Raw genomic sequence first — 21,259 nt, 5'->3', positions numbered from 1 at the left:
CCCGCTCCGCGGGAGCGCTGGCGTGGGGCTGCGCCCCACGCTCACCCGCCCTGCTGCGCAGGGCGGGTGACACTCCGTCCGCTGCGCTCCCGGAGTGAGGGCCTCCGCTGCGCTCCGGCCCAGTGGGTCCGCTCCGCTCCCCCACTCAACGGCCCTTCCGGCTTCGCCTCCAGGCTGGCTACCGAGCTGGGGGTCTTCACAGACCTGACGGCCCAGCAGTAACAAGGGGGATGTGCCACGCTCCGAACTCGTACCCGCCCATGGTGTGACGGTCCGTCCGCTGCCCTCGGACGGGTGGGACTTTCTCCTACTCGCATGCCCTGTGGTCCCCGCCTGGCTCGAAGATCGCGATCGCATCACTGCGGGCCCGGCTCTCGGGAAGGGAACGCCTCGTACAGGGCTTCGGCATGTACCGCGTCCCACTGGCTGATCACCAGACGCTCTACCCCTCCGTCGCGCTGGCGTAGTTCAACTTCTTGCCCTTGTCGAACTCCACCCGCACCCGCGGATCCCCGCAGACCGCTTCGGCCTCGCCACGCATCATCTCGAACCACATGCCGCGTATGCCATACCGGAGGTCATTGCCTCGGTGACGGAGCACTCGTACTCGGCGGTCGGTCAGCAGGAGTGAAGCCTGCCGTGGCACCAAGCCCCACAGTGAGCGTCCGCATGTCACCGCACAGCCAGCCATCATCCGCTCACCCTCAGGGACCCACCGCGCTAGGCGCTTGCGGTCCACCGACCACTTCGCTGCTTCCACCGCCACTCCCCCTTGCGTCCTTCGAACGGCAACCTCACTGTCCGCTGCTCCCTTCCCGGAAGCAGCCCATGAACCATCCTTCGGCAGATCCCGCAGATTCGCTTCACTGGGAACCGAAACTCCGTCGCCCTTCTCAACTTTTCGGGCCTGCTGGCGCGGGTGGGCCACTTCCCAGAAACAGTGTCGCTCGTGAAGAGAGCAACGTGCTTCATTTTCAGGATCGGATAGACTCTGGAGTCAGACTCCACCGCCGCAGGCCCTCCTGCTTCGTCGGCGGCACCGACGACCCCACCGGCCTGGTACATCTCGGCGCACGTGAATACAACCCGGCCCTGGGCCGCTTCCTCTCTGTCGACCTGTTCTACCGGCCCACCATGAGACGGACATGCCGAACACCTCAGTGCTGTCAGCCAGGGCACCGAGCGCCTCAACCCGCTGTCGAACGCCGGTCCATATCGGATCGTTCATGCCGCGCACTACGCGGAGGGTCCGACAGGCCCGAGGCGGTGATCCTTCCCTTCAGCAGAGCCGCACCCAAAGCCGATTAATGCCAGCAAGCCGGAATCAAAACACCCAGTTATTCCTTCTGGTCGTCCCAAGACGTCCGATACCAGCCCCTGAATGACGTCAGCAGCGCCGCGAGCGCGGCGCCGACCCGGGGATCAAGGCCTGGACCACGGAGCAGTACCGCATTGGACGACGGTTTGTGCTCCATAGCTATCTGGCCGCCCGCACGCCATCTCACGCGCCGTGGCGCGCGCGGGAGGTCGCCGTTATCCAGCACGGCGGCGACGAGGGCGAAAGGAAGCAGAGGAGACAGCAGCCAGCAGAAGGCCCACCAGAACAGCCGTCCCTTGTAGCCCACGGCGTCCGGCACACCGGCCTGCGACACCGTCCAGCGGACACGCAACCCGCCGCCCCTGAACGCCTTCCGGCGCGTAATGGTGCCGATGATCTGCCCGTAGGCGTCAAGCACCTGATAGGTCACACGGTGCCCCTCGGTGGACTGCGTCACCAGGCGGGCCAGCGTCTGCGCACGTCCCTCGTCGGCCCACAGGAGGAAGGATCGGGTCCCCCTCTTGCGGTCTCCGCGGTACGCGGGAATGCCGCCGGGCGGAAGTTCACGCTCCACGTGCGCCAGGACGTGGGGCTGCACTCCCGGACCCGCGATGTGGACGGGATGCAGAGGCGGCACCAGGAGCCCGGTGGCTTGCGCGCTCCTGCGCGGTCGCGGGGTGTCGTACATGGTGAGACTGACGGTCATGCGCCCTGCTTCCCATCGGTGATACGGCCGGGTGAAATCGGCGGCGTCCGGGCGGCGGCGTCAGCGGTGGTGTCCGGTGCCGCTGGATCCGGCCCGGGGCTCCGCTCAGCAGTCGCGTCGCGCCTGGAATTCCAAACAGGACTGTAATTCGTCCTCGGAGGGCGCCTGACGTAGCAAGGCTACGACCACCTCCCCCGCCGACATGAGGCCTGCCCCTCGGCCGCAGTGACTTTGCCCGTCGTCCGCCTCTTCGAGCGTCCTCGGCCCGCCATGCACCGGCGATGTCGAGCCGGTCGGCGATCGGAGACCGGTTCCATCACCGGCGCTCGCTGGGGACTGCACGGGCTGCTGCGCGGCATGCATCTGCACCAGCGCACGGACCTGTGGGAACGAGCTGGAGTACGTCGGCTGGCCGCGCCGCGCCGACCACGTCCGCAGGTTGGGCGACGGCGGTTGGAGGGTGGGTCGGTCAATGACCATCGGGCGGTGCAGAGGCGGTAGGCCCGCCTGTGACCACGCGGCGTCTTCTGCTCGCTGATGTCCAGGCGGTGTGTGGCGATGGCCTCCTCCACGATGTCCTCGTCCAGGCCCGGTTCGCGGCGGCGGCCGCGCAGGACGAGAGCGAGGTGACGGCGGGCTTCGGCGAGCAGGTGCCAGCGGTGGAAGAAGCCGTCCTTGTTCATCACGAACAGCTTCGCGGTGACGTCGACGGCCACAGCGGCGACCCGGGACCGGATCGCGGCCGCCGCGGCGCGGGCGCGGGCGCGCCCGAGGAGGGAGTTGATGACGTCGACGGTCACGCCGGAGGTGAGGACCGCGCTCGTCTTCCACCGCTCGCGCAGCTGCGCGAGCGGTCGGGTCTGCTGCTTGGGCGGGCGGGTCATCCTCACCGCGATCTGGTTCAGCTTGGCGCGGGCCCGCTCGGAGACCTCGGGCGCGAACTTCCAGTCGCCGTCGTCGTCGACGGCGGCGACGTACTCGTGCCCCAACGGTGGCCACCTTCAACGCTCCCAGCACGCGCAACACATCGCCACGGAAGTTGTTCGTCGATCCCGCCGAATTGGTCTTGCGCTTCCCCGCCATCAGCCCCGCCCCTCCACCCATCGCGCACGGCCACCGGCCGGGCGCCGGCCTGCACCAGCGCAAGGGCGCCGGGCCCCGAACCCGATGCTCTCCTCCTCCACCACTGACATCCCCACCAAGTACAAGAGGAGACAAGAGGGTTGTGACGACGCGGCAGGCGGCTGAACCTGTGGCGTGACCAGGGGATTTTCCTCCCTCCTGGTATTAGGCACCAAAGGGGGTTTCCAAGGGGCATCCGAAGTGGGCACCGTAGGAGCGCGCTTCGGCCTTTCCGGTGATGGTCGGCCTCATGGGCCGGTCGGGCATGCCGGGGGCCGGCTGCCGGGCGGTGTGCCGTCAACGCCGTATCTCCATCGTCGCCCCGCCCCAGGCGGGCGGTGATCGAGGAAGCAGCGTGCCCAAGCGCCCCTTGACCGCGATCTGCTGCCCACCAGTAGCGAAGGCGGTCAAGGGGAAACACGGCCACACTCGGGCGTGGTGGGCTTGGACAAGGGGTCGCAGCCGAGCTCGTGGCCAGGGCCGACCACGGTGGACAAGGGGTGGTGGGGCCGGATGGTCAACTCCCTCACAGCACCGGGCGGGTACGCATCACCGGGCGGAACGGTGCGCACCGGCCAGGAGCGAATACCGCGCATCAAGTGCGGACGGTGCGATGCGTTTCTCCTTGACCACGGCCGTGGTCAAGGAGAAACGCGCCAGTGCGCACCGAGGGATGCGCGACATCGTCACCTGCGATCTCACGCGCTCCGGCCCGGTGTCGTGCACTCGCTGAGAACGGTGGAGGCGATGACGGCCCGTCGTAAGGCAGCGGCACACTCGGGATGGCCTGTGCATGCTCAATCGAACGAGTCACCATCGTCGGCTTCCCACATGTAGAAGTGGCTGTCGTCTTCGTGCTTCCACTCAGGCCAGAGATTGCGTGTGTCCTCAACCCTGGCGCTTCGTGCGGGCAGTTCCTCGTCTCGGAGAAAGGCGCCCAGGCAGGCGATGGCGTCGGCGCACAGTTCGATGACGGCGACCCGCCATTCGCTTCCGGACCGCCTGTCGTCGGGCGGGGAGAGAGGCATATAGAATGTGTCTTCCCTGATGCGGGTACGTAGCCTGGTGTCCGGGATGCTGTGGAGCAGGACTTGGACCTTCGTAATGCGGTCGTGCAGCGAGCGGAGGCGTTGTTGCCACTCCTGGGCGTCGGACGTCCTGGCCTTCCGGAAATCGCGATGGATCTCCAGCAGTTCAGCCAGTGCTGCCTCTGCGGCCGCAGCTGCGCGCGCCCGCTGCTGTTCGGCGCGCGCGGTGCGTTCTTGCGCCCTATGCGTCCAGCGCCCCGACCAGATGGTCAGGGCGCCGCCGGTGGCTGTTCCGATAATTCCTGCGACCGCACCGATCCACGCCGAGGCACTCATGGAAGTAGTCTTCGCGACCACCGGGCATTGCGGAACCAGGGGGATCCAGCTTCGCAAATCGTCCGGCCCCACGCCAAGCACGGTGCTTTGGCTCCTCCCGCGAGTGCAGAGCATCGTCGGTGCGCACATCGGCAGCATTGGATGTGCTCAGCGAAGGACTCCTGGCCGGTGGTGCGGATCCTGCTGGGGTGGTGCGCTCACGGATCGTATTCACGCACCGGGTGACGTGTAGTGGCGCCCTCCCGGTCGGCGTACCGGCTCATCTCGCGGGCCTGGTCGACCGCCTTCGTGAGGACACCCTGAAGGTGGCGCAGCTGCTCGTCCGTGAGCTCCAGGGCTTCCAGATCGGTGCGTGACTCCTTCATGGCCCGCAGCGCCACCATCGCCGACTCGTGCTTGTCTCCCCGGGCCGAGTCAGCGGGGTCGGCGTCCTGGAGTGAGAGCAACTCGGGCATCGACGCCTGCTGGTGTGCGGAGACGTCGTACGCCCGGCCCCGCGTGGCGGTGGCGGTGGCGGTGGCGGTGCGCAGCATCCCGCACCATCACGCCGGCGAGGACGGCCCGGTCGTAGCGCAGCGGGACGCGGGGTACCTCCCACTCCCCCGCTTGCTGGGCCGGGAGCCGAGGTGCAGCCGACACCGGTGGCTGGCGGTCCGTGAGGTCGGACAGGGACCACCGGGCGGTGTAGAGGCGGTAGCCGGGCTCCAGGCCGCGCGCGGTCTTCGGCTCGCTGATGTCCAGGCAGTACGTGGAGATGGCGGCGGCCACGATCCGGTCGTCCAGGCCGGACGGGCTCTGTCCGCCGCAACTCAGACACCCCGCTTCGAGGGCCGCACCGTCACCAGGAACTTCGCGCGCAAGGCCACCGCCTTCCTCGCCCGCGACGGCATCGTGCTCTATGACAACCCCGACGCGTTCCTCATCTGCGCGTTCAAGCGTGACAACGCACTCTGCGAACCCGACCCAGGCGCCACCGCCCCACGGCAGTACGACTGCCGACCCGGCTGCGGGAACAGCGTTCGCACCGACACCCACGCACGCAACCTGCGGCAACGAGCCAACGAACTTGACGGGCTCGCCACTCGAGTGCCAGGACCGATCGCCAAGCGCTTGATGGCGAACGCCGCTCAGCTCCGGGCCACAGCCGATACACACGACACCACCGCCGAATCCGTCGAGGCACTCGCATGACCCAACATCACCAGGACGAGCGCGTCCGCATTCGCGCGGCCATGAACAGGCTCCTCGCCGAGCAAGCCACAGCCTCCAACGGCGGCCTCACCATCGTCGCCCTGGCCGCTGAAGCCGGCGTCCACCGCATGGCCCTCATCAAGCGGCACGCAGACCTGAAGAACGAGTTCTACGAACGAATTCGCAGCGAAACCAGAGGAGTCCCGGAAACCGAGAAACGACTCCGGGAGACCGTCACCAAACTCAAAAAGACCATCGCGAACCAGAAAGCCGAGATCGAAGAGCTTCGCCAACTGGTCACGAACCTCACCCTCGCGAACGCCGTTCTGATTCACCAGTCGGACACCGCACAAGGGCCTCCCAACCCAGCGCCCGGCAACGTCGTCCAGCTCCGTCCACCCACTACCTGACCACTCAGCCAGGAGGGGCCGCGCCAGTCGTTCGCGACGAAGCGGCCCCTCCTCGCTCCCGAACTCCGATGGGTGTAGCTCTCTTCCGGGGACGGCCCCGATGGTTTGAGCTGGGAGATCGTGGTTGTGGGTGATGGCGGCGTGGCCAGGTCTCTACCGTGTGGGTGGAGGAGGCGACGCTGATGGGGTCGTTGATCGGGGAGTTGGAGGCGCGGGAGGCGGCGGCCCGGGCCCGGGTGCGGTCGCCGCCGTCCTCGACGAGTGACGGAACCGCCGGGGCCGCACCGTGCCGGGGGCCGAGCGGGGCGGGCCCCCCACCGAATAGCATCGCCGAGTTCGTGCCACCCACCGGCCCGGGCATCGCGGCGCGGCGTACAGGGGAGCTGACACGGCATGAGAACGAAGAGCGCAGCGGCGTGGGCGGTAGTGGTGCTGATGCTCGGCGCAGCCGTCGGCGGCTGCGCCGAGCAATCGGACAAGGGACCGTCCGGCAGCGCGAAGCACACGAAGTCCCACCGCGAACCGGAGGACAAGCCTGATTCACGGGTCGTCGAGGACGACGACGACCACACCGTCCTCGAACTGTCCGACGGCCGGCAGGTGTCCCTCCGCTTCACTCGCCGCGGCCTGGAGGCACAGCATCGCGACGCCTCTGACGACGCCTGGTCCGCCCGGAAGACGGTCTATGAGACCGGCACCAAACCGTGCCACGGCATCAGGGCAAAGGCGTACCGGGACACCGTGTGGCTCGCGGCCGGCTTCGGCGCGTACTGCAGGGACGGCGAAGAACCGCACGATGTGATTGCGGCCGTCGCCACCAGGGACCTCTCCTCCTGGACCACCGACCCGACCAAAAACACCATCGTCTGGCCGAAGGCCCGCATCCGCGACGGTGGCGCCCGAGTGGACTTCGTCGATCGCAGCATGCTGAGAACCACCACGCTGACCTGGCGCAAAGGCTCCGGATTCGCCGGGGTGGCCACGAAGTACAAGCCCATCCACCCCTGGTTCGTGGGCCGGTGGCGAGCCACGGACGGCAGCCAGCAGCTGACCCTCCACCAGGTCGAGCCGGGCAGATCCGCACGCGTGGTCATCGAGTCCCGCACCGGCCCGCGATGCAAGGGCAGCGCCGTTGTCTCCGGCATCGACCAGCACGACCTGTCCATGAGCAACTTCAAGCTCGATCAGGGCACCAGGACCGTCAACTGCCCACCGAAGGAGACCGAGTACTCCTTCGACGTGAAGTCCTCGGACGGCCCGCTGCGCCTACGCAAGATCGGCAACCACCCGAAGACCGTCCTTACCTATGAGCGGGCGGGCTGACGTACGACTGCGCGTGAGGGGCGGCGGGCGAGTCGGACGGACGCTGGAAGAGCCCCGCGGGCGATGCCCCTCACCGGTATCCGGTTGCGTCCGCCGGCTTGCCGGCGTCGTCGACCTCGACCAGGTAGCGCCAGCAGTCGGGGCGTGAGCCGTCCAGGTCGGTGAAGCCGTACTCCTGGGCGAGTTGGCCGCTGGACAGCGACTGGCCGCTGCGGCGTGCGATGTCGCTGTCGCCGGCCAGCGCCGCGACCGCGCGTCCGACGTATGCCGGGCTCTCCGAGATGCAGAAGTGCGGGACGTCGGCCAGCGCGTCGCGCCAGTTGTCCTCGGTGACGCCGAAGTTGTCGAGCATCATCTCCGAAGGGTGTAGCACTCCCCGGGGGACGCCTGCGGTTCAGACCGTGAGGTCGTAGTCGTGCTGGTCAGAGGTGGAAGGCGAAGTAGGTGTCGAGGTCATCGTTGTCCTTCACCGCCCGGAGTTTGAGGACGGACTCGGCGCCACTCAGCCCCCACCTTGCCCCGGTGATCTCCAGACGGTCGCCGACGAGATGCCTGCATGCGCCCTCGATCGGGCCGGTGGCGATCGGCCAGCCCTCGGCCAACGCGGTGTCGTAGCAGAGTTGGTTAAGGTGGCCAGCCAGGTAGCGGACGCAGGTGTCTGCGGCTTCGCGTTTCGCTCCGCGCAGGCCGGCCCGCTCCGCCTGCGCGGTGATCTCCGCGGCGGCGCGGCTGGCCCGGCCGTGGAGGATCGTGGTCAGATGCCCGGCGACCCAGGCCACGCCGCCATCACCCACAACCACGATCTCCCAGCTCAAACCATCGGGGTCGTCCCCGGAAGAGAGCTACACCCAACTCCGATGGCGGCTGCCGAGCTGAACAGAAGAACTTGACAGGGAAAGTAGCGGTACATCTGACCGGCTCGGACGATCCTGATATCCACTGTCATGCAGACCACGCCACATGGCTCTGACCTGCAAGAAAAGGCTGATCAGCCGTACGTCCCGCCAGGCGGGAGCAACGGCCGAACTCTCTTCTCAGGCGCCCGTCAGGCGGGAAGAGCTCCCTGATCAGACGAGAGTGTCATCGCTCTCTGGCTCAACCAACGAACCGCACGTATGTCTCCAGGGCACCACGCTCAGCCTCACGACAACTGACCACAGGACCCGACAGCCCATCGCAAGCTCAATAGTGCCCGCCGTCGTCGGACAACACGGTCCGGGCTTGGTGCGTGAACTCTCTTACCGATTCGGCGAAGTACTGGCCCGCGGAGGCAAGGTTGTTGCGCGCCGCGGCCAGTGCGTCGCTGTCGTTGTCTTCCCGTGCCCGGGCGACGAGCCGCAACGGGCGAATGCTCTTGTGTGCGAGGTCGATGACCTGCTGTGCTGGAGCGACAATGCCGTCTGGGCCCTCGAGCATCACTTCGATGCCAAGGTGATCGAGCCGCTCGATCTGCGTGTGCAGCGCGTTGAGGTCGTATTCGGTACTGGTGTTGTACCGGCCGAGTTCCCGGTCCACGAGCCGTGTCTGGGCGATGAAGGCCGTGTACGCGCGGCGCCGCGGCTCTCTGAGGTCTCGGGTGTGCTCGAAATGAAGCTGCCAGCGGGCCTGGTCTGCCTGGACCTGCGACTGCCGCTGCGCCGTACGTGCGTTCCACCAGCCGGTGAGAAAGCCTGCAGTGCCCGTCCCTGCCGCACCGACGACGGCACCGAGCACGGCGGCAAGTCCTGCGTCCATGCCGGGAAGTCTGTCAGAACGCGCGGACCATGGCCTGGCTGTCAGTTGGGCCTCCGTCCTCCATAGCCACCGAATAACGCCACCAAGCATCAAGACGCGCGCACCGCCAACAAGCGCCGCCCCTCCACAGACGAAAAACCAGCTAGCGTTAGTCCGGTGCGATGCCTTGGCCTGGGGCGACTGGGTTGGATGTCAAACGATCAGTCGACTGCCGCCTCCGCGAGGTGGTACCAGTCCTGGGTGCCGGGTTGTGGTGAGTACCCCGTCCTGCCGCGTGCGCCGCCTGGGCCAGGACCGTTTGCGACACCAGGGAGAGCAGTACCGAGCCGAGGCAGGATGCTCGGCCCCGACCGTCCACCTCGCCCCGCACTCCGGGCACCGGGACACCCGGGCGGCCATGACCGCCTCGGCCCTCGCCCGCGTCCGGCGCTGCCAGTCGCGCAGGCGGTCTTCAGCGGCCGTCGCACGGGTCAGTATCCGCAGGCACCGGCTTGGTGTCCGCCGCCAAGCAGGAGGAGTACACCCGCGGCGGCGCGGGCTGCGGCTCCGTTTCCGACGTGGCGCCCACGGCGATGACCAGCCCGGCACCGGCCACGGTGAGCCCTGCCATCGCGGCGAGCCAGGCACCGCGGCTCACCGATCGCCGCCGAAGTGGTTGCGGAACTCGTCGCGGCAGTCGTCCTCGCTGCCGACCCGGACTCGCGAGAAGCCCAGCACCCCGTCCTCCTCACCCTCCTGCTCAGCCTTCGCCAACTGCCTCTCCACGTCCGCGATGTACTCGGCGCACTCGGCGCTGACAGGCTTCTCGGACGGCGGGTCCGGTGCCGGCGAGGCGTTCAGTTCAGCGGTGGCGGCGAGGCCCGCCGCGCACAGCACCACCCATACGGCAACCCACATACGGCGGCTCATCGGTATCGGCTTGGGCATCCCGGCATCCTACGAGCACCGCGACGGGCTGAACTTGCTTTCTCACCTCGGCAAGGAGGTTGGCTGCGGGTGGGAGGTCTTGCTGATCTATGACCTGTCGGGGCAGCCAGCCTCAGTCCAGGTCGCGACGAGGTCACGACAGACGACCGTGAGTGACCCGTTCCAGAACGCGATCTCGTGGCTGCAACCGTTCTGGTGCGGCAGGACCTCGTCGAGGATTACGGTCCCCAGGTATGCCCAGTTGTTGTTCTCGACGCCTCCGGCATCGAAGCTGGAGACGCCTGCATAGCGGATGACCAGGTCTTCTTCGTGCTTCCAGCAGTTGTGCCGGAACTGGATCTCCATCTGCTGGTCATCAGCTCCGATCGTGCGGATGTACTGGACCTCCAGATCCTTCACACACCGCTTGCTGCAGAAGTCGTAGTGCTCTGGGGCAGTCGCGAAGCCCCGGGCTCCGGCTGGCAGACCGTCAGCCAGTGAGGGCAGACGTTCCAGGTATCGAGCAGGGGATATGACGCCTGACACGCTGCCGACCTGCGCATCCAGGTTGATGTACTCCATCGTCCTTCATCCCCGCTCGTGGCTCTGCCAGCCAACGCACCGTCGCACGATCCCCATGCTGCCGGCGCGGGGATTCACGCTGCTGTACTCGGTACTGAGCTGCGCCGGGGTTCGGTGCCGACCTTGTGGTGTGCGGGCCTGGTGCACATCCTGCTGGGACGCCGGTGAACGGATTCGCCGGCGGGCGCGGTCACGCCCGCCGGTTCAGGCTGGGAACCGCGGAGTTCCCGGTCGACGTCGCGCTCGCCCGGCACTCAGCTCCGTGCGAGCTCTCTTGTCTGCCTCGACCAGCCAAGAACCGATCGCGGCAGAAGTACAAACGCAAGCTGAGCATTCCGGTCGTCACCGCTCGCCAATGTTGCGCTCAGTTCTGTGCGTACGCCGAAGGTGACCACGGCCCCTCGCTACTGACGGCTAGGGCAGACCCACCAGGCCCCAGCCGCGGCGAGCAGTCTCCATTGTCACGTCGCCCCATTCACGCAGAAGCGCGGTGAAGTGCTCGAAGGAGTCCGGGCGGCCTGCCCAGCCCTCGCACTCGGCGGCGAACGGTCCGTGCAACTCCTCCAGGCGCGGCTCCACTCGCTCCCAGGCATAGGCCTTGCCGGGTGCCGCCTGTGGCGGGCACGCCAGGAGGACGCGCGGGCGCCCGCGGTCAGTGGCAGGCGGGAAGAATCCCTCGCCGCAGGTCAGCGCAGGATCATCGGCCGGATCCGCATCCCAGATCAAGCCATCGAGAAAGGTATCCATCGCCTCGCGCACGGACGCGTCGACGAGTAGCCGTATGTCGCCCCATGCGTCGCCTACGCGGGCATGCGGGCTGTAGGCGCCGGTGGTGGTGGTGGTGGTGGAGAAGTCGTACTCGGCACACCACGCCGACGCCGGGTCCGGGGGCCACAGCCAACCGCTGGCCTGCCCGTACCTGCACTGGTACTCGTCGTCGAGCTCCGGGGGCCAGGTCGTGTCGTCCAGTGCTTTGATCCGGTTCTCGACAGGGAGGGCGCTCAACTGTCGCCAGTCCGCCATGAACAGCGTGAGATCCAGACCCATGGCAGCAGCATAGGCAGGCCCGCGCAGCAGACCGAGGCGGACCGGCATCCCCAGCATGCGACCGCACTGGTCCGGCGCCAGATCCAGCACACGTAGCTTCGACTCCACGCCATGTGCACAACCTCTCCGCGCAGCGGCAGGGCTCGGCAGAGTTGCAGATCGGCGGCATGCCGGGAGTGCCCTGCGCGTCAACTCTGGCTCCCTCAGAGGGCGTTGAGTCCGTTTCTAGTTGCGTGAGGGCTGGGCCGGGGTCGGATATTCGGTGTTCTGCCCGCCCCGTGAGGACACAAGATGGGGCGCATGACTTTGGCCACCCCCGTACTGCACACCGCGCGCCTGCGACTGCGGCCCTTCACCGACGCTGACGCGGACCTTCTCTTCGCGCTGCACAGCAGCACCTACGTGATGCGCTACTGGGACTCCCCGCCGTGGACCGAACCTGCCCGCGCCGAGCGTTTCATCGCGATGTGCCGGAAGATGGCGGACGAAGGCACCGGGGCGCGGGTGGCCATCGACCGTGCTTCTGACGGGGCCTTCGTCGGCTGGTGCGGTCTGACCGAATGGGACCCGGACTACCGCAGTGCGTCGTTGGGCTACGTCCTCGACGAAGCGATGTGGGGCCACGGCTATGCGACGGAGGCCGCGCACGCCGTGCTGCAGTGGGCATTCGACACGCTGGACCTGAATCGAGTGCAGGCCGAGGCCGATACGCGCAACGTGACATCTTCCCGGGTCCTGGAGAAGATCGGCTTCGTGCGGGAAGGCACGTTGCGGGAAGACTGCGTGGTGAACGGCGAGGTATCCGACTCGTGGGTGTTCGGGTTGCTCAGGCGAGAGTGGCAGCCGTCGGCCGCGCCGATTCCAGCCCGTGAAGTGCGACGTTAAGTCCGATTGGTAGCGGCCTTACTCCGTCGCTGTCATCCCCCGCGGCCACCACACCCTGCGCTGCAACTCGCCGCCGTTCCACGCTCATTGCCGTGCGCTCTCGATCACCGAGGGGACGGTGGAGTCTCAGAGGGGGCCGTGAGAGAGGATCGGGAGCACGTGTTCACTGCACACGACGCGCCTGGTGCCCGGTATGTTTCACTCGTCTGATCACCGCCCCTGGGCGAAGCGGCGGTCTTGGCCCGCACGTATGGAATGCTGCGGACCAAAACCCTCAACGGCTAGGCACAAAGCGCCTGTTGCACCGGCCGCTAGGAGAGCGATGAGCGAAAGCACCGGACTTGAGTGGTTCAAGTCCAGCTACTGCGGCAGCGGCGACGGCAACTGCCGCGAAATGGCACCCACGCCCACCACCAGCCACATCCGCGACTCCAAGGCCCTCGGTCGAGGACGCCTCACCGTCACCCCGACGACATGGTCCGCCTCCCTCTCCCTGCCCCGGGTCGCCACCCCTGAGAGCAGCTGACACGTGCGGTACTACATCTACGTCTCTACCGCCAAGGTGGACATGTTGTACGGGCAGATCCCGCCGAAGCTCCTGCGGCGGCTCGCAGTCGAGGCGAAGGTCGACCTGAAGGTCGTGAGCGTGGCTGTGCAGTCGTCGCGTACCGACACGAGTGCCTACGACCGGCTGGACCTCGTAGAGACCTACCTGGAGAGGGAGTTCGACGTCAGCTGGATGTCGGAGCCGACAGCCTGGTTCCGTGGCGACCTGGCGTTGCGGATCGCGGGGTATGGCGACGCGAACGGTCCGACGCTGATGATGGGCGCGGACGGTGACACGCTGGTCGCACTCATCGGGTCGGCCCACCACCTGATCGGCTACCAGGTCGCGCCCGACATGCCCAAGGTCGGCTTCTCGGGGCTGCCATCCATGTTCGGACTGCTGCGGGACTTCCCGCCCGAGTGGGAGCCCCAGATGAATGTGCGCTGGCGGGGCCGTGGGTTCGGCACGGACAGCTACTCCCTCATGCGCGAAGTCGCCCAGTGCGCCGAGGCGTTGACGGTGCCGCCGGTCCACTGCGAGTTCCTGGCCCGGCAGTTGATGCGCGGCACCGTGATGCGGGAGGACGGGCGGGAGCTGGCGGTCGTCATCGGGACACCCATGTATGTGGCGATGTCGGACCGGAAGCCCGGGGACGACGGGGAGGCGTGAGTGAGGCAGGCGGCGTCGCAGGCCGAGCTGGTACGGATGCGCATGGAGGGCGATGTCGCGGGCCTGTGCCGGGCCACACGGTCCACTGACCATCACGTCGCGGTGACGGCCACTGCAATGCTGGGCAGCAGCACGGGGTCACCGGAGGCCGTCGAGGCGCTCTTCGCCTGTCTGCGACGGAAGGACGAGCCGTATCCCGGGCTGCGGTGGCAGGCCGCCGCGGCACTGGGGCGGCTGCGGGAGCAACGCGCGGTGCCGGAACTGCTGCGGCTGCTGGCCGAGGAGCGGCAGGGCAGCGCACAACTGGACCGGCCCACGTGCGGGGCGCTGGCCGCCATCGGCGGGCCGGAGGCCGTGCGCGGACTGCTCGATGTACTCGACCAAGTGGCGATGGACGGCTACAGGTACACGGCCGTGCTGGTGCTCGACGCGCTGGCCCAGCTGCGCCCGCGCGAGGCGGTGACACCGCTCCTCGCCTCGCTCTGGCACTACCTGCCCGACCACGCCGAACACATAGTGCGCACGCTCGGCGCGATCGGCGACCCGCGCGCGGCCTCCGCGCTCCTCGTCCTCGCGCACTCATCCGCCTCGGACACACACCTGCGCCGGGCCGCGGTCAGGGCGCTGCACGCGCTGCGCGCCGCCGCCTGGCCGCCCGGACGCCGCTACCCGTCCGCCGAAGAGGTCCTGCGCGAGACGCAGCGCGACCCGGACCCCGAGACGGGCCGCCTCGCGACCGCCCTGCTCTCCAGGACCGAGGACGGCCGGGAGCACCTGTGGGGTGTGCTCCGCGCGGCGGCACACTCACCGCACGATGCAGCGTGCCCGCCGCACGCCGTGGCCGCCGTCTGCGACCGCGTCGCGGAGGCCCCCGGCCTCTTCGGCGTAGACGCGCCCGGCCAGGACGCGTACGTTGCCCTGCTCCGGCACCACCTACGGGAAGCGGCAGCACCGACCGTGCGCCGGGCTGCCGCCCGGGCCCTCGCCGCCTGCGCGAGGGCCGGGGCGAAGGCGGCCTTGCTTGAGGCCTTGGGCGACACGCGGATCGGCGACGCGGTGCCGGACCTGCTCGCCGGCCTGCACAAGCCACCGCTGCGGGAGGTCCTGGCCCTGCTCGCCGACACGGACCGGCCAGCGAGTCAACGGGGCAGCGCAGCCCGGGCATTGGGGGCGGCCCGGTACGCGGCCGCCGTACCGTCGCTCCTGGCCGCCCTGGCGGACGACACAGCCCCGACGGCGGTGCGCACCTCCGTCGCGGACGCGCTCGGGGCCCTTCGGCTCCTGGCGGGAGCCGCGCCGCTCGCGGCCCTGGCCGAGAACGAGGAGCAGCCCGGCACCGTACGCGCCCGTGCCGTGCGGGCCCTCGGCCTGATCGGCGCACCGGACACGCTGCCGGTGGTGCTGGCCTGCGCCCGCTCCCCGCACGAGGCGATACGGGGGCGTGCGGTGACGGCGCTGGGCGGGTTCCCGGTGTTGGCGGCGGCCCGGGCGCTCGAGGAGGTCGTCGCGCACGGCCCCGAGCCCGACGTCGCACGGGCCGCCGTGCGCGCCCTGGGCCGGATCGGCGCCCCGGGCCTGCCCATCCTCGTCCGGCTCGCGGACGACGTAAGCGAGGATGTGGCAGACCAGCTTGTCGCGGCGCTCGCCGCCCGCCCAGAGGCCGAGGCGACGGCTGCCCTGGGGCGGCTTGCGGCGGCGCCCCCGACCCAGAGGGCCGCGTCCGCCGCGCTGAGTGAACGGGGCACACCCGACTGCGTCGAGCCCCTGGCGGCGCTGCTCGATGCCGACGTGCACCCGCATACGCGGGAGGCTGCCGTGCGCGGCCTGCTGCGGATCAACACCGACGAGGCACACGAGCGCGTGCTGGCCCACTGCCTCACGGCCGCGCACCTCTACGGGTGGCACGTCGAGGCGCTGGACGTCATCGCCGAGGCCCGAGGGGTCCGGCTGGGGCTGTAATCACGAGGTTTCCAGGCGCGCCTGACGGCAGCCGGGAGAGACGGGCGGGCAGCCACTCACAGGCAGCGGGCATTCGCCACCCCCGCGCGCTGGTCGGCCGACGGCACCGGGCACTTCGACGCGGTGAAGTGCAGATCTGCTTCGACCAGTTCTCCTACTACGCGTACTACACGTACTACACGCTCGCCGCGACAGTGTGGGACCGGATCCGCAGGCCGAAGTTGCGGCTGGACGCGCCGACCTGCCGCGCACAGGCGAAGCGCTGTGCGCGGCGGTGCACGCGGCCTTGGACAGGGGTGACCGATCCTTGCTGGGCGCGTGCTGGGCGCGTGCTGGGCAAGTGTCACGGAGTTGGTCGTGGCTCCTCGCCTCGGGGATCGCGTTCCGTGTGACGGAGGCGCGCAGGACCTTGCCGGTCGGCGTGATGATCAGTGCCATGCCATGCCATGCCGATGCCGATCACGGAGCCGCCTTGCCGCCCAGTCTTTGCAGCGGGACGTCGCCTACGAGGGCTGAGCTTGAGCGCTCGTGCCTGGGCGAGGGCCGCTGAGGCGGTGCTGCTGCCGCCGCCCGCCACGCTCGTCATCTCATGCGCGGCGTGCGCGGGCGGGGAGGGCGCGTCGAGTGCCCCCTCATCCGCGGCGCCATCGCCGGACCAGGCCTCCCGTTTGCAGAAGGCACCTGAGATCAGTGTGAGCGGCGATCCGTTCGCTGCCCTTGACGCCGCGCGCCCCTCCGCCGATCGGCGGGCCGTCGGGGAGCTCCGCAGGGGCGCGGACCGGCTCATCGCCTATACCGAGGGCCACCGGTGCGGCCTCCAGGTGATTCGCTCCGACGACGAGAAGCACCCGGTGCTCTCTCTCGACACGGCTATGCCCAAGAACGACGATCAGGGCAGCAACCGGTTTACTGCCGGTCCGTATCTGAAGTCCTCGGCAACCGGCTCCGGAGCCTCCAAGCCGTGGGCCTCGGTGTCCTGCGGCAGGAACGCCATGGTCATCGAGTACGCGTCGCGGGACACCGCAACCCCTTCCAAGCCCCGCGGTTCCCTCTCTGCCATCGAAGGGCCGAAGGCAGACAAGACCCTTTACGTGGCCGTCGGGGAGGACAAGGACAGGAAGAAGGTCCTCTCTTCCCTCCCCCCGCGTCCCTGAGCTGCAAGGGCACTCTCGCCACAACGGGCGTGCTGGAGGGCATAGGAACGAGCCGCGGTGCCGAGGGCGCCGTGTAGAGGGCCCTGGGCGGACGACGGCTCGTTGTCGCCGGGGGCGGGTTCCTCCTGTTCATCCGACGACCAGGTTCCTAGATCCTCCAGGAGCGGATCTGGTCGGCCGCGGTGAAGACGTCCGCCTTGGCGGTCATCAACTGCTGGGTGAGGTCGACGAGTTCCCCATAGGGGGCGTCGAGGCCCTGTCCGGAGGCGTGCATGTAGGCGATGACGGTCGCGCAGGCGAAGCGGACGTTGTAGGCCGGCAGGGGCCGCAGCAGGGCGAGGGTCTGCAGGAGCGCCGCTGCGCGCCAGGACGGGTCGGAGTCGTAGCCGAGGCGGGGCGGGTCGACGCGGTGTCGGGCCACGGCCGCGACGAGCGCGGAGAAGTCAGAGACCATCGGCTGTTGGGGCAGGGCCGCTTCGTGCTGTTGCAGCAGCCAGGGCACATCGATGTGCAGGACCGGTGCCATGGGTCAGGCAGCCCGTCCCGACGCATGGGGGGCGGGCCCGTCGTCGATTCCGGCGGCCTCGATGGCGGCGGCCAGGTCCGGGTTGCGGAAGGTGGCCTGGAAGACCTCGGCGGCTTCCCGCAGGGCCCGGTGACGGGTGATCTTGTCTGCGGTCGCCTCGCGGACGACGGCCTTCATGGTGGTGCCGCGTTCCTGGGCCAGGGCGCGCAGTTCCTCGAGCTCCTGGTCGCTGAATTCCACATTGAGAGCGGGCATGCCCCAAACGGTACCGCCCCGGTACCACTGCGTAAATATATGCAGGTCAGAGGCTACAGAATGAGGTACCCAGCAAAGTAACCGGGTCTCCCGGCCCGGTGCCGCAGCCGCCGTCTCCTACAGGAGCAGCCGTGACCAGCGAGCTTGAGCGCTTCATCAGGACCTACCTGAATATGGAGCAGGCCCCGGACGTCCGGGGGTATCTGCGCCCCACGCTGCACGCGTGCAACGCTTCCTACGTCGACAGTGTCCGTGACGGCCTCGAAAGAGTGCTGCGCACTTGGGAGCTGTCCGTGGGCGACTACGAACGGCTGACGGACGTCCAGTTCGCCGCCGAAGACGCCCTGCTCCCATCCCAACGAGCGCCCCCAACGAGCGCCCCAGGAACTCGACCGACAACGGCCGCCAGGTTCCGTCGTCGCGGCCTCCCTTGCTGGTGTCTGAGCGGCACGGGCTGGCTTGTCAGAGGCATCCGCTAGCTTGCCGACCATGGGAAACTCAGGCGGATCATTGACGACCCGAGCCACAGGGGAACTGCACGGCCTCATGCGGGAAGCCGGGTTCACGGGCATCGACGACACGGAGGCGTTGGCGGAGGGCTGGCAGGTGACGGACTTCGCCGACGCCGGACAGCGCAGCCTGTCGGCCCTCGTCCAGAGAACCGGGACACCGGCGGTCATGGTGTCCTTCCACGACAGCGATGTGGGGTTCATCGAGGCCCTCACGCCGGACGGCGTCGGCTGGGAGGGCCTGCTCAACCGCGAGATGGCGGAGAGCTACGAGATACCGCTGGAGCACTTCCCCATCGAACCCGCCGTGACCGGCGCCCTCGCCTGGTCAACTGCTGCCGGACTGACGCCCGATGAGGAAGCCATCCGGCACACGCTCACCGGATCGGCGCTGTTCGCGGAAGAGCTCTCCTCAGCCCTCTTGGTTGCTCTTGGACTACCCCGCGCAACCTAGTCCTCTCAAGCCAGGACCTGCGGACTTACGTGAACTTACCCCTGGGGCATAACGCGATCGACCGCAAGAGGCCGACCTCGCCGGGGTCGTGGCCGCGAAGAACAACGGCGGCGGCCGAGGCCCGCGCCCGACCTTGCCTGGGTCATGCCCCCAGATCCTCCGTCACGGGCAGGCACTCGGCGAGCAGGTCGACGACGTCGCGCCAGGCTCGCTGCGCGTGCTGTGGGTGGTAGCCGACGCCGGGGACAGTGGGGTGATCGACCGGCGGGTGGTGGAAGGCGTGCAAGGCGCCACCGTAGACCGCGAGGCGCCAGTCGACGCCCGCGTCCTGCATCTCAGCGGTGAACGCGTTCCGTTGCGCGGGCGGCATGATCGGGTCTTCCGACCCGACCCCGGCCCACACCGGGCAGCGAATACGGGCTGCCTCGCCCGGTCGGCCCGTGGTAGTTGCGTTGACTGTGCCGATCGCGCGCAAGTTGGCGCCGTCGCGCCCCAGTTCCAGCCCGACGGCTCCCCCGGTGCCGTAGCCGACGGCGGCGATCCGGTCGGGGTCGGTCCGCGGTTCGGTGCGCAACACGTCGAGCGCTGCATGGCCGATGCTCCGCATCCGGTCGGGATCAGCGAGCAGTGGCATGCAACGGGCCAGCATCTCCTCGGGGTCGCTCAAATAGCGCCCGCCGTGGAGGTCGAAGGCCAGCGCTATGTATCCCAGCTCGGCGAGAGCATCGGCCCGGCGGCGCTCGACGTCGCTGAGCCCCGTGCCCTCTGGTCCGAGCAGCACCGCGGGCCGGCGGTCGACACCGGCCGGGAGCGCGAGGTGCCCGATCATCGTCAAACCGTCGGCCGGGTACTCGACCGTACGCGTCGTAATCGTCGTCATGAGACTGGACTGTAGTGATCGTCGAGCCCGGTCCGGCCGCTGTTCTGCCGCTGGCAGAGCAGCGCGGGTATCCCCACTGAAATACGGCGAGGGCTCACAAGAACGGTCACAAACCTCGTACCCACGGCAGCTATCCATCCCGTTGCCCCTTTGACCCGTATCTCGGTCAGGCCTCTCACCGGTTTGAGGATGGGTTCTCACCGATGGCGGCCCCGGCCCAGGATTCCTGCCACGCCCTGCAGTCGCTCCGGTTGCCCGGCCGTGACCGGCCGACCACGGCGACCAGGCGGGTGTCGGCTTCGATGACGGCCTGGTGGTTGGTGGAGTACCGCTAGTTCTTGGGTTGTTCGGCGATCGTGTGGTCGCGGGTAGGGACGAGGGTGCCGTCCACGATGAGCGCCGTGTCCTTGCCGAACCGCTTGCGGGGACAGCCCTTGACAGGCTCCGTCTCGCATCCGAATTTCATCGGCTCTGGGTGCTCTCGTGACCGCCGAGGCAGGCTGGCGCCTGCGCAGGTAGCGGCGATTGCGACGTGAACTGTAGGCCCAGTCACGCGGCGAATGCGGCCTTCCGCGGAAGCGGGCCACGCCTTGTCAGTCCGCAGGCGCCGAGGCCGCAGCGACGCAGAACTCGTTGCCCTCCGGGTCGGCCATCACGATGTGGTGCTCGTCGACCTCGCTGAGGACGCTCCCGCCCGCCTTGACCAGGCGCTCGGCCTCCGCTTTGATCCGCGCCCAACGCTCATCGGAACTGCCATGTCCCTGCACCCGGACGTCGATGTGCAGTCGGTTCTTCGCTGCTTTCGGTTCAGGGACCTTGAGAATGGAGAGCCGGGGGCCGACGCCGTCCGGATCGCACAGCCACGCGGCGTCGTCAACGGAATCGTCATCCGGGAGGTTGAACTGCGCGAGCCACTCCTCGCGGGTGCTGTAGGGAGCGGGTGGCGGCTCGTCGACGTACCCCAGGGCCGTCTTCCAGAACTCGGCAAGGAGCTGCGCGTCCGTGCAATCAAGGGTCAGATCGATTCTGGCTGCCATGACAGGACGGTACTGCGCACCTCTGACAAGCAGGGCGGAGTCGCCCCAGGAACCGGCCGCTGCCTACCACACGCCATGACTCGTCGGACACTGCCCAGGGCGTGTCCTGTCGATCAGCGGAGCCAGATCATGATGGCGGCGATGACGACTTCGGCTCGGTAGATCGCGGCGCGCTTGGCCTATCGGGTGGCCAGACCGCGCCATTGCTTGAGCCGGTTGAAGCAGCGTTCGACTACGTTCCGGTCGTGGCAGAGGTCGCGGTCGCGGTCACGGTCACGGTCGCGGTCGCGGTCGCGGTCGAAGCAAGGTGGTCGGCCGCGGTGCCGGGATTTCTGATCAGCACGCTCGGGGATGGAGGTGGCGATCCGGCGCCGGCGTAGCTCGGCGCGGGTAGACGGATGCGAGCATGCCTTGTCGGCGATGACCCGATCCGGCCGCGACCGGGGACGCCCCGGCCCCAGCCGGGGCACCTGGATCGCCTCCAGTAGCGGCACCAACTGCGGGTTGTCACCGGCCTGTCCGGGCGTCAGCAGGATCGACAGTGGACGGTCGCGCCCGTCCACAGCCCCCTTTTTTCGGGGCCCCTGCCGCATGCTGATGGGCCCGGCGATGGTGGAGTCGACCGACACCGCCCACTCGATCGTCCCGACCGCGTCATCGTGCGCCTGGACACCGCCGCCT

Annotated in this window: 21 protein-coding genes and 4 pseudogenes; 9 read left to right on the top strand and 16 right to left on the bottom strand. The window is 68.6% G+C overall.

Going from position 1 to position 21,259, the window contains the following annotated elements; all coding sequences use genetic code 11:
* Positions 1-1,337: 1,337 nt before the first annotated feature.
* From ABZ833_RS43140 to ABZ833_RS43125, 4 genes are all read right to left on the bottom strand, one after another.
* Positions 1,338-2,024, bottom strand: coding sequence for a hypothetical protein (locus ABZ833_RS43140; protein WP_361058952.1), 687 nt, complete (start codon positions 2,022-2,024; stop codon positions 1,338-1,340).
* Between the two features lie 179 nt (positions 2,025-2,203).
* Positions 2,204-3,013, bottom strand: a complete 810-nt coding sequence (locus ABZ833_RS43135) for a hypothetical protein (RefSeq protein WP_361058950.1) — start codon at positions 3,011-3,013, stop codon at positions 2,204-2,206.
* A gap of 930 nt (positions 3,014-3,943) precedes the next feature.
* Complete coding sequence (locus ABZ833_RS43130) at positions 3,944-4,510, bottom strand: hypothetical protein (protein ID WP_361058948.1); 567 nt, start codon at positions 4,508-4,510, stop codon at positions 3,944-3,946.
* A 197-nt stretch (positions 4,511-4,707) separates the two neighbouring features.
* Positions 4,708-5,043, bottom strand: coding sequence for a hypothetical protein (locus ABZ833_RS43125; protein ID WP_361058946.1), 336 nt, complete (start codon positions 5,041-5,043; stop codon positions 4,708-4,710).
* On the opposite strand from ABZ833_RS43125, the gene ABZ833_RS43120 reads away from it, so the two are divergent.
* From ABZ833_RS43120 to ABZ833_RS43110, 3 genes are all read left to right on the top strand, one after another.
* The gene (locus ABZ833_RS43120; RefSeq protein WP_361058944.1) at positions 5,033-5,701 is read left to right on the top strand and encodes a hypothetical protein; all 669 of its coding nucleotides are present in this window, start codon (positions 5,033-5,035) and stop codon (positions 5,699-5,701) included. The two genes, ABZ833_RS43125 and ABZ833_RS43120, sit on opposite strands and share 11 nt — an antisense overlap.
* Positions 5,698-6,111, top strand: coding sequence for a hypothetical protein (locus ABZ833_RS43115; protein WP_361058943.1), 414 nt, complete (start codon positions 5,698-5,700; stop codon positions 6,109-6,111). Before ABZ833_RS43120 ends, ABZ833_RS43115 begins: the two co-directional genes overlap by 4 nt.
* A 393-nt stretch (positions 6,112-6,504) precedes the next feature.
* Entirely contained in the window at positions 6,505-7,434 is a 930-nt protein-coding gene (locus ABZ833_RS43110; protein WP_361058941.1) for a hypothetical protein, read from the top strand.
* A 70-nt stretch (positions 7,435-7,504) separates the two neighbouring features.
* On the opposite strand, the pseudogene ABZ833_RS43105 reads toward ABZ833_RS43110, so the two are convergent.
* The 6 genes and pseudogenes from ABZ833_RS43105 to ABZ833_RS43080 form a co-directional block, all read right to left on the bottom strand.
* Positions 7,505-7,795: pseudogene (locus ABZ833_RS43105) on the bottom strand (short-chain dehydrogenase); the annotation flags it as partial.
* A gap of 61 nt (positions 7,796-7,856) precedes the next feature.
* Positions 7,857-8,054 (bottom strand): annotated as a pseudogene (locus ABZ833_RS43100) (ISKra4 family transposase); the annotation flags it as partial.
* Positions 8,055-8,616: 562 nt separating this feature from the next.
* Positions 8,617-9,168, bottom strand: coding sequence for a hypothetical protein (locus tag ABZ833_RS43095; RefSeq protein ID WP_361058939.1), 552 nt, complete (start codon positions 9,166-9,168; stop codon positions 8,617-8,619).
* A 633-nt stretch (positions 9,169-9,801) separates the two neighbouring features.
* On the bottom strand, positions 9,802-10,095 hold the full coding sequence (locus tag ABZ833_RS43090; RefSeq protein ID WP_361058937.1) for a hypothetical protein: 294 nt from the start codon (positions 10,093-10,095) through the stop codon (positions 9,802-9,804).
* 87 nt (positions 10,096-10,182) lie between these two features.
* Positions 10,183-10,656: a hypothetical protein gene (locus ABZ833_RS43085; RefSeq protein ID WP_361058935.1), complete on the bottom strand. Its 474-nt coding sequence runs from the start codon at positions 10,654-10,656 to the stop codon at positions 10,183-10,185.
* 414 nt (positions 10,657-11,070) lie between these two features.
* Positions 11,071-11,811, bottom strand: coding sequence for a hypothetical protein (locus ABZ833_RS43080; RefSeq protein WP_361058933.1), 741 nt, complete (start codon positions 11,809-11,811; stop codon positions 11,071-11,073).
* 192 nt (positions 11,812-12,003) lie between these two features.
* Here ABZ833_RS43080 and ABZ833_RS43075 point away from each other — a divergent pair, with 192 nt between their 5' ends.
* The 5 genes from ABZ833_RS43075 (at position 12,004) to ABZ833_RS43055 (ending at position 16,917) form a co-directional block, all read left to right on the top strand.
* Positions 12,004-12,588 (top strand): GNAT family protein, encoded by a 585-nt coding sequence (locus tag ABZ833_RS43075; RefSeq protein WP_361058931.1) that lies wholly within the window; start codon positions 12,004-12,006, stop codon positions 12,586-12,588.
* 322 nt (positions 12,589-12,910) lie between these two features.
* A complete protein-coding gene (locus tag ABZ833_RS43070; protein ID WP_361058929.1) occupies positions 12,911-13,114 on the top strand; it encodes a DUF397 domain-containing protein in 204 nt (67 codons plus the stop codon).
* Between the two features lie 3 nt (positions 13,115-13,117).
* On the top strand, positions 13,118-13,804 hold the full coding sequence (locus ABZ833_RS43065; RefSeq protein WP_361058927.1) for an SAVMC3_10250 family protein: 687 nt from the start codon (positions 13,118-13,120) through the stop codon (positions 13,802-13,804).
* Positions 13,805-15,763: a HEAT repeat domain-containing protein gene (locus ABZ833_RS43060; protein WP_361058925.1), complete on the top strand. Its 1,959-nt coding sequence runs from the start codon at positions 13,805-13,807 to the stop codon at positions 15,761-15,763.
* Between the two features lie 692 nt (positions 15,764-16,455).
* Entirely contained in the window at positions 16,456-16,917 is a 462-nt protein-coding gene (locus ABZ833_RS43055) for a hypothetical protein (protein ID WP_361058923.1), read from the top strand.
* Positions 16,918-17,065: 148 nt separating this feature from the next.
* Here ABZ833_RS43055 and ABZ833_RS43050 read toward each other — a convergent pair whose 3' ends face one another.
* Both ABZ833_RS43050 and ABZ833_RS43045 read right to left on the bottom strand, forming a co-directional pair.
* The gene (locus tag ABZ833_RS43050; RefSeq protein WP_361058921.1) at positions 17,066-17,443 is read right to left on the bottom strand and encodes a toxin Doc; all 378 of its coding nucleotides are present in this window, start codon (positions 17,441-17,443) and stop codon (positions 17,066-17,068) included.
* A gap of 3 nt (positions 17,444-17,446) precedes the next feature.
* Entirely contained in the window at positions 17,447-17,698 is a 252-nt protein-coding gene (locus ABZ833_RS43045; RefSeq protein WP_361058919.1) for a hypothetical protein, read from the bottom strand.
* Between the two features lie 489 nt (positions 17,699-18,187).
* Here ABZ833_RS43045 and ABZ833_RS43040 point away from each other — a divergent pair, with 489 nt between their 5' ends.
* Positions 18,188-18,661, top strand: coding sequence for a hypothetical protein (locus tag ABZ833_RS43040; RefSeq protein WP_361058917.1), 474 nt, complete (start codon positions 18,188-18,190; stop codon positions 18,659-18,661).
* Positions 18,662-18,803: 142 nt separating this feature from the next.
* Here the strand turns inward: ABZ833_RS43040 and ABZ833_RS43035 are convergent, their stop codons facing one another.
* The 4 genes and pseudogenes from ABZ833_RS43035 to ABZ833_RS43020 all read right to left on the bottom strand — a co-directional run.
* Positions 18,804-19,541, bottom strand: coding sequence for a dienelactone hydrolase family protein (locus ABZ833_RS43035; protein WP_361058915.1), 738 nt, complete (start codon positions 19,539-19,541; stop codon positions 18,804-18,806).
* Positions 19,542-19,737: 196 nt separating this feature from the next.
* Positions 19,738-19,968: pseudogene (locus tag ABZ833_RS43030) on the bottom strand (transposase); the annotation flags it as partial.
* Between the two features lie 166 nt (positions 19,969-20,134).
* Entirely contained in the window at positions 20,135-20,578 is a 444-nt protein-coding gene (locus tag ABZ833_RS43025; protein WP_361058913.1) for a VOC family protein, read from the bottom strand.
* A 182-nt stretch (positions 20,579-20,760) separates the two neighbouring features.
* Positions 20,761-21,138, bottom strand: a pseudogene (locus ABZ833_RS43020) (transposase); the annotation flags it as partial.
* Positions 21,139-21,259: the final 121 nt, after the last annotated feature.

The organism is Streptomyces sp. NPDC047525, assembly GCF_040643025.1.
Lineage (GTDB): Bacteria > Actinomycetota > Actinomycetes > Streptomycetales > Streptomycetaceae > Streptomyces > Streptomyces durmitorensis.
Note: the sequence above shows the minus strand (reverse complement) of the source record. Positions and strands in the feature narration are given on the sequence as shown.

Coding starts and splice junctions, on each gene's coding strand:
- ABZ833_RS43140 (WP_361058952.1), bottom strand. CDS start 2,024: ATGACCGTCAGTCTCACCATGTACGACACCCCGCGACCGCGCAGGAGC.
- ABZ833_RS43130 (WP_361058948.1), bottom strand. CDS start 4,510: ATGAGTGCCTCGGCGTGGATCGGTGCGGTCGCAGGAATTATCGGAACA.
- ABZ833_RS43125 (WP_361058946.1), bottom strand. CDS start 5,043: ATGCTGCGCACCGCCACCGCCACCGCCACCGCCACGCGGGGCCGGGCG.
- ABZ833_RS43115 (WP_361058943.1), top strand. CDS start 5,698: ATGACCCAACATCACCAGGACGAGCGCGTCCGCATTCGCGCGGCCATG.
- ABZ833_RS43110 (WP_361058941.1), top strand. CDS start 6,505: ATGAGAACGAAGAGCGCAGCGGCGTGGGCGGTAGTGGTGCTGATGCTC.
- ABZ833_RS43095 (WP_361058939.1), bottom strand. CDS start 9,168: ATGGACGCAGGACTTGCCGCCGTGCTCGGTGCCGTCGTCGGTGCGGCA.
- ABZ833_RS43090 (WP_361058937.1), bottom strand. CDS start 10,095: ATGCCCAAGCCGATACCGATGAGCCGCCGTATGTGGGTTGCCGTATGG.
- ABZ833_RS43085 (WP_361058935.1), bottom strand. CDS start 10,656: ATGGAGTACATCAACCTGGATGCGCAGGTCGGCAGCGTGTCAGGCGTC.
- ABZ833_RS43075 (WP_361058931.1), top strand. CDS start 12,004: ATGACTTTGGCCACCCCCGTACTGCACACCGCGCGCCTGCGACTGCGG.
- ABZ833_RS43070 (WP_361058929.1), top strand. CDS start 12,911: ATGAGCGAAAGCACCGGACTTGAGTGGTTCAAGTCCAGCTACTGCGGC.
- ABZ833_RS43050 (WP_361058921.1), bottom strand. CDS start 17,443: ATGGCACCGGTCCTGCACATCGATGTGCCCTGGCTGCTGCAACAGCAC.
- ABZ833_RS43045 (WP_361058919.1), bottom strand. CDS start 17,698: ATGCCCGCTCTCAATGTGGAATTCAGCGACCAGGAGCTCGAGGAACTG.
- ABZ833_RS43040 (WP_361058917.1), top strand. CDS start 18,188: ATGGGAAACTCAGGCGGATCATTGACGACCCGAGCCACAGGGGAACTG.
- ABZ833_RS43035 (WP_361058915.1), bottom strand. CDS start 19,541: ATGACGACGATTACGACGCGTACGGTCGAGTACCCGGCCGACGGTTTG.
- ABZ833_RS43025 (WP_361058913.1), bottom strand. CDS start 20,578: ATGGCAGCCAGAATCGATCTGACCCTTGATTGCACGGACGCGCAGCTC.